4 protein-coding genes are annotated in these 2,879 nt (G+C 54.4%); 3 read left to right on the top strand and 1 reads right to left on the bottom strand.

The features are described 5' to 3' along the window. Together folD and ybcJ are read left to right on the top strand one after the other, a co-directional pair. The coding region (folD, locus tag RT340_RS22460) for a bifunctional methylenetetrahydrofolate dehydrogenase/methenyltetrahydrofolate cyclohydrolase FolD (protein WP_313377854.1) at positions 1–738 on the top strand (738 nt) is incomplete at its 5' end. Continuing rightward, on the top strand, positions 738–950 hold the full coding sequence (ybcJ, locus tag RT340_RS22455; RefSeq protein WP_097117460.1) for a ribosome-associated protein YbcJ: 213 nt from the start codon (positions 738–740) through the stop codon (positions 948–950). The genes folD and ybcJ, both read left to right, overlap by 1 nt. 174 nt (positions 951–1,124) lie before the next feature. On the opposite strand, the gene cysS is transcribed toward ybcJ, so the two are convergent. Continuing rightward, positions 1,125–2,510 (bottom strand): cysteine--tRNA ligase, encoded by a 1,386-nt coding sequence (gene cysS, locus RT340_RS22450; RefSeq protein WP_034828229.1) that lies wholly within the window; start codon positions 2,508–2,510, stop codon positions 1,125–1,127. Positions 2,511–2,728: 218 nt separating this feature from the next. On the opposite strand from cysS, the gene RT340_RS22445 reads away from it, so the two are divergent. Continuing rightward, the coding region (locus RT340_RS22445) for a peptidylprolyl isomerase (RefSeq protein ID WP_313377856.1) at positions 2,729–2,879 on the top strand (151 nt) is incomplete at its 3' end.

Below are 2,879 nucleotides of genomic sequence, written 5' to 3'. Positions count from 1 at the left end.
AACCCCGCTTCGCAGATCTATGTCGCCAGCAAACGTCGCGCCTGTGATGAAGTGGGCTTTATCTCCCGCTCTTACGATCTGCCTGCGACCACCAGCGAAGCCGAACTGCTGGAACTTATCGATACGCTGAACAATGACAGCGAAATCGACGGTATTCTGGTTCAGCTGCCGCTGCCAGCCGGCATCGATAATGTCAAAGTGCTGGAACGTATCGTGCCGGACAAAGATGTCGATGGCTTCCATCCGTACAACATCGGTCGTCTGTGCCAGCGTGCGCCAAAGCTGCGTCCTTGTACGCCACGCGGCATCGTCACGCTGCTGGAGCGCTACAATATCGATACTTACGGCCTGAACGCCGTGGTGGTTGGCGCATCCAATATCGTCGGTCGTCCGATGAGCATGGAGCTGCTGCTGGCGGGCTGCACCACCACCGTCACGCACCGTTTCACCAAAGATCTGCGTCATCACGTTGAGCACGCCGATCTGCTGGTGGTGGCGGTCGGTAAACCAGGCTTTATTCCGGGTGACTGGATCAAGCCAGGCGCGGTGGTGATTGATGTTGGCATCAATCGTCTGGAGAGCGGTAAAGTGGTGGGCGATGTGGATTTTGCGAGCGCTTCTGAGCGTGCGTCTTATATCACCCCGGTTCCCGGTGGCGTCGGTCCCATGACCGTTGCGACCCTGATTCAAAATACATTAGTCGCGTGCGAAGAGTATCACGACGTGGAGGAGGCATAATGGCCAGTTTTTCTTTGGGCGAACATGCTCACGTTGATTTGTGTGACCTGCTGAAACTCGAAGGTTGGGTGCAGAGCGGTGCGCAGGCAAAAGTGGCTATCGCGGATGGCGAAGTGCGTGTTGATGGCGCAATCGAAACGCGTAAGCGCTGCAAGATTGTGGCAGGCCAGCAAGTTGAGTTCGCCGGTTATAAAATTACCGTTGTAGCTTAAGCATTCAGGCAAATAAAAAAGGCGCGAACTGCGGTTTGCCCCTTTTGCTATTCTGCGCCTTGTAAATTCCGGAACGCATCAACGTGAACCCTGCGCCCTGAGAATTGGGGTGCTGATGAAAGCGCACCCTTCAAACTGCCTATTCGAGTGCCGACAAACGCGCACCCGACGCTATCACTTACGACGCCAGCTCGAACCCTGCGGACCATCTTCGACAATCACGCCCAGCTCATTCAGCTTGTCACGCGCCACATCCGCCTGTGCCCAATCTTTTGCGGCACGTGCATCAGAACGCGCTTTGACCCAATGCTCGATCTCTGCCACTTCGTCATCATTCACCTGCGCACTGCTCTGCAGGAACTGCTCTGGATCCTGTTGCAGGATGCCCAGCACGTTCGCCAGCTGACGCAGTTTCGCGGCCAGGGCATCAGAGGCGGCTTTGTCTTCAGTTTTCAGGCGATTCACTTCACGCGCCATGTCGAAGAACACCGAGTAGGCTTCCGGCGTGTTGAAGTCGTCATCCATTGCGGTGCGGAAGCGCGCTTCAAACTCTTCGCCGCCTGCTGGCGTAGCGCTGGCATCGGTGTGACGCAGCGCGGTGTAGAGACGCTCCAGCGCCGCACGTGCCTGATTGAGGTTATCTTCGCCGTAGTTAAGCTGGCTGCGATAGTGGCCCGACATCAGGAAGTAACGCACGGTTTCGGCATCGTAATGCGCCAGTACGTCACGCACGGTGAAGAAGTTGCCAAGTGATTTCGACATCTTCTCGCGGTCGACCATCACCATGCCGGAGTGCATCCAGTAGTTAACGTAATCGCCGTCGTGCGCACAGGTTGACTGCGCCACTTCGTTTTCATGGTGCGGGAACATCAGATCCGATCCACCGCCATGGATATCGAAGTGGGTGCCGAGCTGTTTGCAGTTCATCGCGGAACACTCAATGTGCCAGCCTGGACGACCATTGCCCCACGGCGAATTCCACGCGGGCTCGTTAGGTTTGGACATTTTCCACAACACGAAATCCATCGGGTTGCGTTTGATTTCGGTGATTTCAACGCGCGCGCCCGCCTGCAGCTGAGTCAGATCCTGACGTGACAGCACGCCATAGCCTTTGTCGCTCAGCACATCGAACATCACGTCGCCGTTGTCCGCCACATAGGCGTGCTTACGCTCGATTAAACGCTCAACCAGTTCGATGATTTCAGGGATATGGCGCGTGGCACGCGGCTCCAAATCCGGCGGCAGTATGCCCAACGCATCAAAATCTTTGTGCATTTCAGCGATCATACGGTTGGTCAGCGTTTCGATGCTCTCACCGTTTTCGTTGGCACGTTTGATGATCTTGTCTTCAATATCGGTAATGTTACGCACATATTTGAGCTGATAGCCCACATAGCGCAGATAACGTGACACCACATCAAATGCAACGAAGGTACGCCCATGGCCGATATGACAAAGGTCATAAACCGTAATTCCACAGACGTACATGCCGATCTGACCAGCGTGGATCGGTTTGAATTCCTCTTTCTGACGGCTCAGGGTGTTATAGATCTTCAGCATTGAACGATTCCGTTATTAACGTTTGCGGGATACGCCTTTCCAGCGTAGCTGGGTATTGTGCCGTATTTTTCTCAGTTGTGCATCGCTCGCTTACCTTCTGTGGCTGCCTTACTGACGAGCCATCGGAATTTGTGATATAAGAGGCGTCTACAAAAATGCCCCGCCGCTTAGCAGGCGCGGCAGTTGATACTGACGACACCCGTAACAGGACGAATATAATGGTCACTTTCCAGACGAACCATGGCGACATCGTAATCAAAACCTTCGATGACAAAGCGCCGGCTACCGTGAAAAACTTCCTGGACTACTGCCGTGAAGGTTTCTACGACAACACCATTTTCCACCGTGTTATCAACGGCTTCATGATTC

Origin of the sequence: Pantoea sp. CTOTU50773 (genome assembly GCF_032082325.1) — a bacterium.
Lineage (GTDB): Bacteria > Pseudomonadota > Gammaproteobacteria > Enterobacterales > Enterobacteriaceae > Pantoea > Pantoea communis.
This window is presented reverse-complemented; position numbering and strand designations above follow the sequence as displayed.

Bases quoted from the DNA above. Each gene is read 5' to 3' on its own strand.
- ybcJ (WP_097117460.1), top strand. From the start codon at position 738: ATGGCCAGTTTTTCTTTGGGCGAACATGCTCACGTTGATTTGTGTGAC.
- cysS (WP_034828229.1), bottom strand. From the start codon at position 2,510: ATGCTGAAGATCTATAACACCCTGAGCCGTCAGAAAGAGGAATTCAAA.